At 73.7% G+C, this 12,301-nt stretch carries 10 protein-coding genes; 5 read left to right on the top strand and 5 right to left on the bottom strand.

The features are described 5' to 3' along the window. Positions 1 to 49 precede the first annotated feature (49 nt). Both DEJ12_RS05665 and DEJ12_RS05660 read left to right on the top strand, forming a co-directional pair. Positions 50 to 505, top strand: coding sequence for a MarR family winged helix-turn-helix transcriptional regulator (locus DEJ12_RS05665; RefSeq protein WP_027466277.1), 456 nt, complete (start codon positions 50 to 52; stop codon positions 503 to 505). A 298-nt stretch (positions 506 to 803) separates the two neighbouring features. Then, positions 804 to 1,676: a phospholipase gene (locus DEJ12_RS05660; RefSeq protein ID WP_111029332.1), complete on the top strand. Its 873-nt coding sequence runs from the start codon at positions 804 to 806 to the stop codon at positions 1,674 to 1,676. 164 nt (positions 1,677 to 1,840) lie between these two features. On the opposite strand, the gene DEJ12_RS05655 is transcribed toward DEJ12_RS05660, so the two are convergent. Beyond that, positions 1,841 to 2,647: a family 1 encapsulin nanocompartment shell protein gene (locus tag DEJ12_RS05655; RefSeq protein WP_111029331.1), complete on the bottom strand. Its 807-nt coding sequence runs from the start codon at positions 2,645 to 2,647 to the stop codon at positions 1,841 to 1,843. Next, positions 2,644 to 3,699, bottom strand: coding sequence for a Dyp-type peroxidase (locus tag DEJ12_RS05650; protein WP_111029330.1), 1,056 nt, complete (start codon positions 3,697 to 3,699; stop codon positions 2,644 to 2,646). The genes DEJ12_RS05655 and DEJ12_RS05650 overlap by 4 nt, the downstream gene beginning before the upstream one ends. 351 nt (positions 3,700 to 4,050) lie before the next feature. Here DEJ12_RS05650 and DEJ12_RS05645 point away from each other — a divergent pair, with 351 nt between their 5' ends. After that, the gene (locus tag DEJ12_RS05645; protein WP_111029329.1) at positions 4,051 to 5,922 is read left to right on the top strand and encodes a helix-turn-helix transcriptional regulator; all 1,872 of its coding nucleotides are present in this window, start codon (positions 4,051 to 4,053) and stop codon (positions 5,920 to 5,922) included. 179 nt (positions 5,923 to 6,101) lie between these two features. Continuing rightward, positions 6,102 to 8,969, top strand: coding sequence for an AAA family ATPase (locus tag DEJ12_RS05640; RefSeq protein ID WP_111029328.1), 2,868 nt, complete (start codon positions 6,102 to 6,104; stop codon positions 8,967 to 8,969). A gap of 32 nt (positions 8,970 to 9,001) precedes the next feature. Here the strand turns inward: DEJ12_RS05640 and DEJ12_RS05635 are convergent, their stop codons facing one another. After that, positions 9,002 to 9,667 (bottom strand): acetolactate decarboxylase, encoded by a 666-nt coding sequence (locus DEJ12_RS05635; protein WP_181433086.1) that lies wholly within the window; start codon positions 9,665 to 9,667, stop codon positions 9,002 to 9,004. Between the two features lie 140 nt (positions 9,668 to 9,807). On the opposite strand from DEJ12_RS05635, the gene DEJ12_RS05630 reads away from it, so the two are divergent. Then, positions 9,808 to 10,167: a UBP-type zinc finger domain-containing protein gene (locus tag DEJ12_RS05630; RefSeq protein WP_111029326.1), complete on the top strand. Its 360-nt coding sequence runs from the start codon at positions 9,808 to 9,810 to the stop codon at positions 10,165 to 10,167. A 36-nt stretch (positions 10,168 to 10,203) separates the two neighbouring features. Here DEJ12_RS05630 and DEJ12_RS05625 read toward each other — a convergent pair whose 3' ends face one another. Then, a complete protein-coding gene (locus tag DEJ12_RS05625; RefSeq protein ID WP_110863464.1) occupies positions 10,204 to 10,893 on the bottom strand; it encodes a hypothetical protein in 690 nt (229 codons plus the stop codon). A gap of 15 nt (positions 10,894 to 10,908) precedes the next feature. Further along, a complete protein-coding gene (locus DEJ12_RS05620) occupies positions 10,909 to 12,168 on the bottom strand; it encodes an NAD(P)/FAD-dependent oxidoreductase (RefSeq protein WP_111029325.1) in 1,260 nt (419 codons plus the stop codon). Between the last annotated feature and the right edge of the window lie 133 nt (positions 12,169 to 12,301).

The following is a 12,301-nucleotide window of genomic DNA, read 5'->3' as shown; positions in this document are numbered from 1 at the left end:
ACCGATAGCATCGCTGGCGACCACCTGAACCAGGCACCCGGAGCAGCACATGAACCCCCGCCCGACGGACCGTACCGAGGTCGCCGCACGCCTGGCCGCCGCGGTCGGTCGGATCAACCGACGGGCCCGCACCGACTCGGCCTCGCTCGGGTACGGCATCGTGTCGGCGCTCGCGTCGATCCAGCGGCACGGACCCCTGCGCCCCGGCGACCTGTCGCGGATCGAGGTGGTCACGAAGCCCACGATGACCCGCATCCTGACCGAGCTCGAGCAGCGCGGCTTCATCCAGCGCGAGGCCGACCCACGCGACGGCCGGGCGTTCATGGTGACGGCCACGCCGGAGGGCATCGAGGCGGTCGAGCAGGCCCGTGCGAACCGCACCGGGATCGTCGCCGAGCTCATCGCCGAGCTCGACGAGTCGGACGTCCAGGCGATCGCCGGCGCCCTGGCCGCGCTCGAGCGTGTCGCCCAGGGCGAGCACGCCCAGGAACCTCACACCTTCTAGGCCCCGCACGACCGTTACCGAACCGTTACCAAGCGGTGGACGGACCGTTCTGCCAGCGTTCCTGGACGCGCTGCCCAGTCTGACCGGTCATGGTGTCGGCTCCGCCTGACCGCGGCCACCCCACGGCTGCTCCCGGCGGACGGACGGGCCCCACACCACCGTCCGGTCCTCACCGGCTCGAGGACTCCTCGTCGTCGTCGACGGTGTCACCGACACCGCCAGCCTCTGGCGTGCCCGCACGACCTCGTTCGTGCGAGCAGGAGTCCCTCCCCCACCGAGCCGCCGACCTGCGGAACCGATGCGACACACCCCTGAGCTCCCCACCACGACGGCCTCGACCCGACGTGAAGCCCTGAACACCCCCACCCGCCGGATGCGCCGGGCCCTGCGGCACCGCGCGACGCTGATCGCCGGCGGTGCAGCGGTCCTGGCCGTCGCCGGTGGCGCCCTGACCGTCGGCACGCAGCCCGCCATCGGCGAGGCCCTCGGCATGCCGACGGGCACCCCGAGCGCCTCGGCGACCGCAGAGCCCGCCCTGCGCGGCACCGCGCTCGACCGCGCCCAGGCGGCCGCCACGATCACCACGGCGAAGACCGTCATGCAGACCGCGAACCACAAGGTCGACACCTCGGCGCTCGAACAGCGCGTCGACGCCCTGAGCGACTACCCGGACCTGTCCGGCGCTGCGCTGACGAACCGCATCTCGACGACGGTCGCGTCGACCACGCACGTCGCGCAGGCCAGCGCCACGCAGGACAAGCGGGACGTCGACGCGAAGGCCGCGGCCGCAGCGAAGGCCGCAGCCGAGCGGAAGGCTGCCGCCGAGGCAGCGGAGGCCGCCCGGAAGCTCGCCGCCGGCAACACCGTCGCCGGCGCCAAGGCCACGGCGAGCTCGCTCGCGTCCTCGGAGTACGGCTGGGGTGCCGACCAGTTCCAGTGCCTGGACAACCTGTGGACCAAGGAGTCCGGCTGGAACTACCAGGCCGTCAACGCGAACGGCGGCGCGACCGGCATCCCGCAGGCGCTCCCCGGCTCGAAGATGGCCACGATCGCCGCGGACTGGCGCACCAACGCCACCACCCAGATCACCTGGGGCCTGCAGTACATCAGCTCGGCCTACGGCACCCCGTGCGCGGCGTGGGGGCACTCGCAGGCGAACAACTTCTACTGATCGGCGCGGGTCGCGACGGCGACCGGCAGACGGACGGGAGGCCCGTGGCGGATCCGCCACGGGCCTCCCGTCCGTTGCGTGGTCGCGGTCAGCCCACCCGCGCGACGCGCACGTCGGTGCGGGCGGGCATCGGACCACGTCGGGCCGACCGTCGTGCCTGCTCCTCAGAGCGACCGGCGGAGGACGACGGATGCCTCGGGGGTGTTCACCTGGAACGCGAAGGTCTCCTCGACGTACATCGTGACGTCGACGCCGTCGTGGCCCAGGTAGCCGAGGGCCAGGTCCTCGCCGACGGTGAACACGAAGTCCCCGCCGCGCTGACTGATCAGCAGCGACTCGTCGATGCCGGGCGCTCGCTCGACCTGACCGCCGGTGATGCCCTCGAGCTGCTCACGCAGGGGTGTGCCGGCATCGTCGGTCTCGACGATGTCCGCCCAGTCACGGGGGCTGCAGGCCAGGGCGTACGGCCCGGCGACCCCGACGTCGCGGAGTGCGGCGACCGCAGCGGTGACCGCGGCCCGGAACGACGTCGGCGAGCCGTCGTGCGACTGCGCGGGCTGGGTCGACGCCTGCCCGGCCCCGGTGATGCCGCCCTCCGGCCACCCCCGGAGCGTCGCCCGGTTCTCGTGGGCCGCGAGCCGCAGCACGGCCGCGTCGAGGTCGCCCAGGTCGACATCGGTGGCGCCGCGGGAGGAGTCCACGAGCTCTTCGAGCGCGACGGTGAAGGTCGCACGGACCTCGCAGAGCGGCAGGACCCGGCGGCGCCGTGCGGTGATGCCGTCGGCGACCCCGCCGGTCACCGCGTCGGTGCGGCCGAGGTCCACCGAGGACCACTGCCAGCCGCGCGGTCCGTCGAAGTCGACGATGCGCCGTGCGGCGAGCGCCGGGACCAGCCGGTCACGGGCCTCGGCGTCGAGCACCGCCCAGGTGTCGGCACCGAACGGCGCGAGTTCGCGGAGGAGGTGGTTCATGGCGTGTGCCCTTCCGTGCTGCGGAGTGAACCGATGCCGAGACCGGGACCGGTGGCGTCGGGAGCCGCCACCACGGACGGCGACGGTGGTGCCGCGAGCGCGGCGAGGTCCACCAGACGATCGCGTGCGGGGGCGAAGAACGTCGCTCCGGTGACCGCGCGCGAGAAGTCGAGCAGCCGGTCGTACGTCCCGGGAGGATCGCCGACGAACATCCGTTCCAGCATCCGTTCGAGCACCCAGAGCTCACCGCTGTAGCCGATGAAGTAGGTGCCGTACTCCCCGCTGCCGGGTCGACCGAAGGGCATGTTGTCGCGGAGGACGTCGTGCTCGACCCCGTCGTCGTCGACGATGGTCGCGAGCGACTTGTGCGAGGGCCGGACCTCGGTGGCACTGTCCCGCTCCACGTTGTCCGACTTCGACCGGCCGATGATGCGTTCCTGCGCGTCCGTCCCGAGGGCGTTCCACGCCGCCAGGTCGTGCAGGTACTTCTGGACGACGACGTAGCTGCCACCGGCCCAGTCCGGGTCGTCCGCACCGATGAGTGCGGAGGCTGCCAGGTCCTGCGCGACCGGGTTCGCCGTGCCGTCCACGAAGCCGAGCAGGTCGCGGGTGTCGAAGTACCGGAAGCCGCTGACCTCGTCGACCACGGTGACGTGGTCCCCGAGCGCGGCGAGCAGCAGGCGTTCGAACTCGAAGCAGACGTCGGTGCGTTCACCCCGGATGTGGAAGAGCAGGTCTCCCCCGGTGGACGGCGCCGAGTGGACCGGCCCGGTCAGCGCGGGGAACGGGTGCAGCGCCTCCGGGCGGGCGTGCGGCGAGAACCGGTCCCACGCCACCGCCCCGATGCCGACGACGCAGGACAGGTGCGCGTCGAGGTCGCGGAACCCGACCGTCTTCAGCAGGCCGTCGAGGTCGCTGAGGACGTCGCGGACGGCATCGAGGTCGTCGTCGTCCGGCCCGACGTCGAGGGTCAGGAACACCGCCGAACGGGAGAGCGGTGCGTCGACGCTCTGCGCGTCGATGGGGACGCGGCTGCCCGGTGCGCCGGGCATCAGGGTGCGCCGTGGACGGAGGCCATGGTGTCCGCCTTTCCTCCGCAGCCGTCCTGACGGTGCGGTTCGGTGCCGTGGGGTGTCTCCCGTCGAGCATCGCCACCCGGTACCCCATCACGCCTGAGTCGGATGACCCGCTCCGCAAGGGGGGATGCCCGCGCGACCACGGGGTGATGTGGTGACCGCGTCGTCGTCGCTAGCGTCCGGAGCAGCCGCCACGGGCCTCCCGGGCGGCGGTCGACCGACGATCCAGGAGCGACGACGACGATCAGCATCTCGGACGCACGACCGGCGCACGACGACGGCACCGGGCGAGCGCTGCGCTCGCCGTCCGGCGGCACCGATCCCTTCGTGGTCGTCACCGGACCGGACGCGTCCGCCCGGGCACGGGCACTCGCGGACATCACGGACGCCGCCCGGGCGGACGGCCACACGGTCGTCCGGTGGCGTGCGGTGGGCGGTGACCCCGTCATCGAGGCCGCGTCGCTGGCCCCGTGGCTCGCCCTCGTCCGGGCGCACGACGCCGGGGCACCGGGGCCCACCCGCAGCGTCGTGCTCGTCGAGGACTTCGACGCGCTCGACGAGGACGCCAGGACCGTGCTGCACGACCTGCTCGCCGCACTGGCGCGGGACCTCGGGACGGTCGTGGTGGTCGCGGTGCGCGAGGGCCGGGCCCTGGCCGGATCGGTCACCCGGATGCCGTCGGCCGACGTCTCCGTCACCGTCACGGCCGCCTTCACCGGGGACTTCGGTCTCGTCGACACCGAGGCTGAACGGGCCGTCCGCCGTGGCACCCGACCCGATCCGTCGCTGGTGGCGGCGGTCGAGTTCGTCCGGGCGGTCCGGTCCGGTGACGTGCACGCCGGCAGGCGGACCGTCCTGACCGCGCTCCGGGAGTCCGACCGGGCGGGCACCGACGACGTCCTGGTCGCGACGCTGCACGTGCTCTGCTACCTCGGCGGGCACGACTCCTGGTGGGGCGAAGCGCTGGCGCTGACCGCCGACCGTGACCTCGACCCGGTGCTGCGGCTCGTCGAGGACTGTGTCGACGGTTCCGGCCGGACCGAGCACGAGCGTGCCGCGCTGTACCGCGAGGTGCAGGCATCGGTTGCCGACGCGCGGCCCTGGAAGGCCGTGGCACTGCACATCGCGTGGACGCTGCTCGACTCGACGGATCCGCGCCGGGACCACGTGGAGACCGTGCTCCGACGAGCGGGCGACGCCGGGCTCCTCGGCTACTTCAGCTCGTGCCGTGCCGCCGTGACGCACTACCAGGCGGGGCGGCTCGACGCGGCGCGGGCGGCGTTCGACCACGTGCACCGAGCGGCCGAGCGCTGGCAGGCCGGGACGCTCGTCGCGCTGACCGAGGCGCTGCAGGCACTGGTGCTCTCCGTGCAGGGCGAGCCGGAGCAGGCGGCACGGAAGGCCGACCGCGCAGCACGGTGGGCGGCGCAGCACGGTACGCCGCTGGTCGCCCGGGCTGCGGAGCACGCCCGCGCCGCGCTCGACGTCGCGACGGGACGGTTCGAGGAGGCCTACAGCCGCTCGGCGACGCGATCGGGCAGGGCGGGGCGGTGGCTCGAGAGCAGCTACGGACCGATCGAGTTGCTCGACGCGGTGGAGTCGGCTGCGCGGCTCCGCCTGGCCGACCACGGTGCCGCACTGGTGGCCCGGGCGGAACGGGCGTTCACCGACCAGCCGACCCCGCGCCGCTCCCTGGTGCTGCTCGCCTGCCGAGCGGTCGTCGACGAGACGCACGGAGCCCGCGCCCTCTTCGAGGACGCGCTGGCCAGCGTCGACGGCGACGTCTCGCCGTTCGAGGTGGCCCGCGTCCGCCTGGCCTACGGCGAGTGGTTGCGTCGCGGGATGCACGCCCTGGAGGCCCGGGGCCAGTTCCGGATGGCGGCGCGCGCCTTCGAGGTGCTCGGTGCCGGTGACTGGCGGGCCCGCGCGGAACGCGAGCTGCGCGCAGCCGGTGCCGCCCGTCCGCTGCCGACGGCGCTGGAGGCGGTCGACCTGAGCGAACAGGAACGCCGTGTGGCGTCCCTCGCCGCGGCCGGACTGACCAACAAGCAGATCGCCGGGCAGCTGTACCTCTCGCCGCGCACCGTGAGCGGGCACCTGTACCGGCTGTTCCCGAAGCTCGGCGTGACGACGCGCGCCGGACTCCGGGATGCACTCCTGCGACTGGGAGGCGACGCGACGGGCGACGCCCGGACGTGACCCTGTCAGGGACACCCTCGCCGGCCGCCCGCCCCGTGGGCCCCGGATGCTCCCGCCGTCACCCGCGACACCCCGGACGGACGACCCGGGAACGTCACCGGAACCCGTCGCCGGGGTAACGGCAGGGCCCGTCGCGAGCCCGCGGTCCGTTCGTAGACTCCAGCCACCGACGAGGACTGGTGGCCGCCGTGTTGACGGACGAGGAGTTGCTCCCCCGCGGAGACGAGGTCTCCGTGCCGGTGTCCGCCGTGCCACGGAGCGGGCTGCCCATCCGTGGCCGGAGCGTCGAGCAGGCAGTCGTTGCCGATGCCCTGGCCGGTCTGGCACGGGGCGCGGGTGACGTGCTCGTCGTCCGCGGCGCTGCGGGCGTCGGCAAGTCGCGTCTGCTCGAGGACGTCGTCGACCAGGCGACCACGGCCGGCCTCCGCGTGGCCGTCGGTCGCACGGACCGCGACGCACGTCTGATCCCGCTCGCACCGATCATGGACGCGCTCGGCGCCGGGACCCGGCCGATCTCCGACCGCGTCCGGCTCAGCGCGGTGACGCTGGACCCGGAGGCGCGGTACTGGCTCCTCCAGCAGCTCCAGGACGACCTGGAGCGGGCCGCGGCGTCGAACGGCGTCGTGGTCGTCGTCGAGGACCTGCAGTGGTGCGACACGACGACCCTGGCGGTGCTCCGATCGCTGTCGCGCCGGCTCGCCGACGTCCCCGTGCTCTGGGTCGTCGCGGTCCGGACCGAACACCAGGACCCGCCGGTCACGGCGACCGTCGACGAGCTCGCCGCGACGGGACGGCTCGTCGACCTCGACCCGCTGGACGAACAGGCCACGGCCGCGATGATCGCCGACCTGATCGGCGCGACGCCGGACGGCTCGGTCCTCCGTGCGGCGCGCCGGACGGAGCACATCCCGATCCTCGTCGCCGAACTCGTCCGCGGGCTCGTCGACGAGGGCCTGCTGGCGATCGCGGACGGTGTCGCCACGATGCCGGGCGCCGCGCTGCCGGCGAGGTTCGGTGCGTCGATCCGCGAGGGCCTCCGACGCCTGTCGAAGCCCACGCAGCAGCTCGTGCAGGTCGGAGCGACCCTGGGACGCTCGTTCTCGGTGCGGTCGTTGTCGGCGATGCTCGACCAGCCGGTGCAGCGACTGCTCCCCGGGCTGCAGGAGGCGATCGAGGCGGGGGTGCTCGTCGACGACGGGACGGACCTGTCGTTCCGCCACGACGTCCTCCGCGAGGCGGCGGAGTCGATGATCCCCGCGGCCGTCCGCGACGACCTGCTCCGGCAAGCGGTGGACGAACTCCTGCGGCAGGGTGTCCCACCGGTCTCGATCGCCGCGCGCATCGCCGCGGTGGCGCAGCGCGGGGACGTCCGGGCCGCCGAGGTCCTGCGCACGGTGGCGATCGACCTCGCGAGCACGGATCCCACCGAGGCCGGCGCGCTCGCCCTCTGCGCCGCCGACGTCGCGCACGGCACCCCGGCGTTGCCCGGTATCGTCGTCGACGTCCTGCCGCTGCTCTGGCACAGCGGTCGGACGGCCGAGGCCCGCGCGCTGCTCGACGACCTGCGGGGCCGCCTCGCCCCGGAGGACGACGCACGCCTGCACCTCACCCTGGCGCGGCTGCAGACCGAGGGCTCGACGCCGGAAGCGCTACGGACGGTCGAGTCCGCACTGGCCCTGCCCGGCGTGAGCGCCGGTGTGCGGTCCCGTCTGCTCGCCGTCCGCGCGCTGAACCTCGCCCAGGCGGGGCAGCACGCGGACCTCGCGACCGCGCTGCGGGAGGCCCGGGCGACGGGCGACGGTGACGCGGACCCGGTCGCCGTCGCCACCTTCGAGGCCAGCGCGTCCGTGCTCGCCTTCAACGAGGGCCGGTTCGCGGACGCGACGCAGGCGATCACGTCGGCGATGAGCCGGATCGCTGCCACCGGGGGCTCGTCGAGCACCTGGTTGCCCGAGGGACTCTGGGTGGCGTTCCTCGCGGGTGCACTCGGCGACACCGACCGAGCCGGACGCATCGCCGAGGCGAACGCCATCGAGACCCGTCGCAACCACCTGGCCCGCCCGACCGCCGCCTGGATGATGCTGCGCACGCGGGTGCTCTTCGACCAGGGCCGCCTGGAGGACGCCAAGACGTCGGCCGAGTCGGTCCTCGACCTGGCCGAGGACCTGGAGCTCGGTCAGTTCGCTGCGCTCACGGCCGGGACGGTCCTCTTCCGCACGGCGCTGCTGCAGGGCGACCGCTCAGCGGCCGACCGGACGCGGCACTTCGCCGAGGCCCTGCACGCCGATCCGGCCTTCGCACGCTCCGGCTCGTGGCTGCTGGCACTCGAAGCGGACGCACACGGCGATGTCCGGGCCGCCGTCGACCGCAGCGAGGTGGCGTGGCGGAGCCTGGAGGAACCGATCGCGTCGATGTCGAGCCCGGCCGACTTCGCCGACGACGTCCACCTCGCGCGCATCGCGATCCGTGGGGGCCGACGGGACCGGCTCGAGCGGATCGAACGAGTGGCACGGCTCCGGGCCACGGCGAACCCGGACAACGACCTGTGCGGCGGGACCTGGCTGCACGTGCACGGACTCGTCCACGACTCCGTGGAGCACCTCGGCGCGGCGGTGGAGCGGCTGCGCCGGGTCGACCGCCGGCTCGTGCTGGCCGCGGCGCTCGAAGACCTCGGGAGCGCCCTGCGGCGGCGCTCCGTGCCCGCGGCCGTCGAGGTGTGGCGGGAGGCGACGGAGCTGTTCGACAGTGCGGGTGCCCTGCGCGAGGCCGAACGGTCGCGGCGGCACCTGCGGGGCGTCGGCGTGACCGTCCGGGCGGCCACCGCCGACCCCGCTGCGTCGGGCGCCTCGGGACTCCCGGGGCTCACCGCTCGCGAGGCCCAGGTCGTCGAACGGGTCGCCGCCGGCCTGACGACGCAGCAGATCGCGTCCGACCTGTTCATCTCGACCCACACGGTGACGAGCCACGTCCGCCACGTCTACACGAAGTGGGGCGTGGCGTCCCGCCGGGAGCTCGCGGCGCGGTTCCGGCAGCACCGCTCCGGCTGACCTCCGGTCGGGCAGCGCCGGGCCGCACCGGGTCACTCCGGGTCACATCGGGTCACATCGCGGTCGTCGTCGAACCCGGCACCGAGCGCACGAACCGCCAGGTGCGGCGCGGTGGAGAAGCCGAGCTCGATCCGCCCGGAGAACCCCGCGAACCCGGCGAGCGCTCCGGCGCGGGTGCGGGTGGCGTCGAGGAACCCGAGGTGCAGGTCGGCACGGACCCCGCCCGGGCCCGGCGTCCGGAAGCCGACGAGACGCCCCGCCACCGCGCGGTGCACCGTCGTCCCGGTCGTGCCGTCCTCGGTCCGGACCTCGTCGAAGACGCCGTCGACCGAGACGGCCACCGCGAAGTCGCGCGGCGGCAGGACGGCGGCGATCCGGGCCTCCAGGTCGGCAACGGAGGCGACCGACGCGACCGTCACCACCAGGTCGGGCGAGAACGTCGAGACGACCGCGAACGCGACCGGGTCGGCCGTGTCCGCGACCGCTGCGGCGCCGTCCGGCAGCATCCGGAAGCACCGGCGGTCGAACACGACCAGGCCGTCGGCGGTGCCGGTGCCGGTGCCGGTGCCGGCGAGCGCACCGAGCCCCACGGTGCCGTGTCGACCGAGGTCCGCGACGGCGACCGGGACGTGGACGGCCGGTCGTCGGTGCCGAGGATCGTCGACGACCTGCTGCGCCCACGTGGCGAGGGTCGTCAAGGACGTGGTCCTGTCATCCGTCGTCTCCCGCACCACGCACTCCTCGTCCGGCCTCGGTTCGACCGTAGGAAGTCCGCCCGCGCGGGACCAGCGCCGTTTGACTCAAGCGCTCCGGTGGGTGCGCGGCGCACGGTTGGACCATGACTGCACGCGCGACCATGGTCTCCCCGTCCGTCCCCCCGTCCGGCACGGGGTGTGTGGAGTGCGACGCGACGGGCTCGTGGTGGGTGCACCTGCGTCGGTGCGCCGCCTGCGGGCACGTCGGCTGCTGCGACGACTCCCTGAACCGGCACGCCACCGCGCACTTCGCGGTCACCGGGCACGAGGTCATGCAGTCGTTCGAGCCCGGCGAGGGGTGGTTCTGGGACTTCGTCACGCAGGACTTCGTGGACGGACCCCGCCTCGCCGACCCGCAGGCGCACCCGACGGCCCAGTCGGTCCCGGGTCCGGCCGACCGGCTCCCCCGCGACTGGTCGGAGCAGCTGGCCGATCGACGCTGACACCGGTCGCGGCCGGCCGCGACCGGCCGCGACCGGTCAGGGCAGCCTGCGGTCGGTGTCGAGCGCCTCCGACCGGGCGATCACCTCGTGCATCGTGGTGTGCGACCGGACCTGGTACGACAGGTGTGCCACGGCCAGCACCACCGCCGATCCGACGCCCCACGCGATCGAACCCGGGTCGTCGACGCCGAGCTGGTCGACCAGGATGGCGACCCCGGCGCCGGCGACGATCGAGTTCACCACCGCGATCGCGGACGACATCGTGAACAGCAGCCGGTACCACGACGGGGCCCGGCCGATGTCGAGCAGCTCGTTCGCCGCGTGTCGCCCGCGGGGCATCGGGAAGTACGTGTCGGCCTCGGGCAGCAGCCGACCGTAGTAGCGACGGATCCGTTGCATCGCGGCGAGCGCGGCGACGTCCTCGAGCGAGGTCTCGACGAGGCGTTCGTAGGTGAACGCACCGAGCAGGACGATCACCGGGATGATCGCGCCGAGGAACCCGAGCGCGAAGGGCGTGTGCGCGAGGAACCCGAAGGCGACGAGCGAGCTCGAGAGCGTCGTGAGGTACAGCGAGGAGCGACTGCTCGACTCACTGACCGTGATGCTCCGCGCGCTCTCGAGGACGAAGTGCTCGGTCATCAGCGCGTTGAAGAAGGCGGTCGGCCGGTCCAGGGACGTGATCGACTCGGCGGCGGTCGGCAGTGTCGTGTCGGGTTCGTCGGGCATCACGGGACTCCTCGGTCAGTCGCTCGTCGCCAGGTGGCGGTGGACGAAGGTCACGGCCATGGCGCCCTCGCCGACCGCTGCGGCGACGCGCTTCACGGACCCGGCGCGGACGTCCCCGGCGGCGAAGGACCCCGGCACGTTCGTCTCGAGCCAGAACGGACGACGCTCGAGCGGCCACTGGTCGAGCGAGCCGTCGACGGCGTCGAGGTCCGGGCCGGTGACCAGGTACCCGAGGCGGTCACGGACCATGGGTGTCTGTTCGGCCCAGCTCGTGTCCGGTCGTCCGCCGATGCAGATGAACAACCGCGAGGCCGGCAGCGACACCGTGGCCCCGTCGCCGTCGGTCACCTCGATCGACTCGAGTCGGGTGTCTCCGTGGAGCGCCGAGACCCGACAGCCCGTCCGGACCGTCACGTTCGGTGCGGCCGCGATCCTGGCGCTCAGGTACTCCGACATCGTGGCCGACAGCGACGCTCCCCGCACGAGCATCGTGACGTGCGCCGCGGACCGGGACAGGTTCATCGCCGCCTGGCCCGCCGAGTTCGCCCCGCCGACCACGAAGACCTGCTCGCCGGCGCAGCCGTCCGCCTCGCTCGTCCCGGCACCGTAGTAGACACCGCAGCCGAGCAGCTCCTGCTCGCGCTGCAGCCCGAGCCGACGCCACTCGACACCGGTCGCGCAGATGTTCGCACGGGCGACGACGTGGCCGCCGTCGGCGAGGTCGGCGTGGATGCGGCCGTCGTGGAAGACCCCGCGCACCCCCTCGCGCATCACCAGGAGTTCGGCGCCGAACCGGACCGCCTGTTCCCGGGCACGCTCGGCGAGGTCCGCCCCGGCGATGCCCTCGGGGAACCCCAGGTAGTTCTCGATGAGGCTGCTCGATCCGGCCTGCCCGCCCACGGCGTCCCGCTCGAGCAGGACGACGTCGAGCCCTTCGGACGCGGCGTACACGGCAGCGGACAGCCCCGCCGGACCGGCACCGTAGATCGACAGGTCGTACTCCTGGCGGCGCGGAGCGTGGATCCACCCGAGCCGGTCGGCGACCTCGCGCAGGGTCGGTGCGACCAGTTCCGTGCCGTCGGGGAACACCACGAGCGGGAGCCGCGACGGATCGATCCGGACGGCGCCCCCGACCCCGCCGACGTCGACCGGGAACCAGTCGAACTGCACCACGGAGCGCGACAGGAAGTCCCGCAGGGCGTAGGAGTCCGCGTCGAACGGCCGTCCGTACACGCGGACGCGACGTGACGGGACCACGGCGGCGTCGGTCTCCATGGTTCCTCCGGTCCGTGCGACGACGATCGGTGCGGAACTGCTGCCGCTCCCTCACGAGCACGCTACGGACTGCCGGCGCGCTGCACGTGGTCCTGCGAGGGTCTCCTTCGGCACCGGAGGCGTCGTCGGGTCG

It is taken from the genome of Curtobacterium sp. MCLR17_059 (assembly GCF_003234665.1).
Lineage (GTDB): Bacteria > Actinomycetota > Actinomycetes > Actinomycetales > Microbacteriaceae > Curtobacterium > Curtobacterium flaccumfaciens.
Note: the sequence above shows the minus strand (reverse complement) of the source record. Positions and strands in the feature narration are given on the sequence as shown.

Coding starts and splice junctions, on each gene's coding strand:
- DEJ12_RS05665 (WP_027466277.1), top strand. CDS start 50: ATGAACCCCCGCCCGACGGACCGTACCGAGGTCGCCGCACGCCTGGCC.
- DEJ12_RS05660 (WP_111029332.1), top strand. CDS start 804: ATGCGACACACCCCTGAGCTCCCCACCACGACGGCCTCGACCCGACGT.
- DEJ12_RS05655 (WP_111029331.1), bottom strand. CDS start 2,647: ATGAACCACCTCCTCCGCGAACTCGCGCCGTTCGGTGCCGACACCTGG.
- DEJ12_RS05650 (WP_111029330.1), bottom strand. CDS start 3,699: ATGCCCGGCGCACCGGGCAGCCGCGTCCCCATCGACGCGCAGAGCGTC.
- DEJ12_RS05630 (WP_111029326.1), top strand. CDS start 9,808: ATGACTGCACGCGCGACCATGGTCTCCCCGTCCGTCCCCCCGTCCGGC.
- DEJ12_RS05625 (WP_110863464.1), bottom strand. CDS start 10,893: ATGCCCGACGAACCCGACACGACACTGCCGACCGCCGCCGAGTCGATC.
- DEJ12_RS05620 (WP_111029325.1), bottom strand. CDS start 12,168: ATGGAGACCGACGCCGCCGTGGTCCCGTCACGTCGCGTCCGCGTGTAC.